Here is a 902-nt window from a genome sequence, read left to right as displayed (position 1 = left end):
GCCAATGACCAGCGATTTGATTGCGCGTTCCGCTCGGTTGTTGTCGATAGATAAATGCCCATCTTCAACATAGCGTATCAGCTTAGGCCACTGACTCAAGGTGTACTTGATGGCTTTACCAAGAGGACTCGACTTGATGACTTTCTGCGTGGTTAACCAGTCATAGAGGTCATCCAGCAGCGGTTTGGCTCTGGATTGTCTTTCAGACCAACGCTCTTCGACCGAAGCCAGTTTTAATCGAGATTCAAGTGCGTACAACTTTTGGATTTTGGCTAACGCCACATCCGCTTTACCTGTTTTACCTTTGCCCTGAAGCTTCTTCGCTTCCATGAACTTACGACGTGCATGAGCGAAGCAACCGACATTGGTGACGTTGGTTAATCCATCATAAGCCGCGTAACCATCACTTTGCAGATAGCCTGAGTAATCACCCAAGAAGTTCACGGGGCACACTCTCGCGCGACTGTTTTGATAGTCGAACAAGACGATATTTTTCATGTCAGGGAGTTTAGCTTCAGGGGAGTCGGCTCCCGAGCAGTACAACCACATATAACATTGCTTGTCTTCCTTGAGCACATTGAGCGGCGTTTCATCGGCCTGAACCACCACTTGTTCGAGTAAGTGAGTCTTCAGTGCCTGATAAAGCGGTTTGAACTTTTCACTAACCTGGATTACCCACCTGGCCATGGTCGTTCTCGATAACTCGATACCTGATTGGGTGAACAAGGTTTCCTGACGATACAGCGGAAGCGCATACTGATATTTGCCTAAAATAATGTTGGCAAGCAGACTTTCGGTAGCGAAGCTTTTGGGGATGATACTTATCGGTGCGGGTTGTTGGTGAATGTGGCTTTTTTCACGAGATGGAGGCCCCAGATGCCAGGCGTATTTCGGGCGAACAT

General features: G+C 48.1%; 1 protein-coding gene. It reads right to left on the bottom strand.

What is annotated here, in order from left to right; translation table 11 throughout:
- Positions 1–902 (bottom strand): IS66 family transposase (tnpC, locus tag PL85_RS13870; RefSeq protein ID WP_215809355.1); only part of this gene is annotated, 902 nt, incomplete at both ends.

This window comes from Vibrio anguillarum, assembly GCF_001989995.2.
Lineage (GTDB): Bacteria > Pseudomonadota > Gammaproteobacteria > Enterobacterales > Vibrionaceae > Vibrio > Vibrio anguillarum.
Note: the sequence above shows the minus strand (reverse complement) of the source record. Positions and strands in the feature narration are given on the sequence as shown.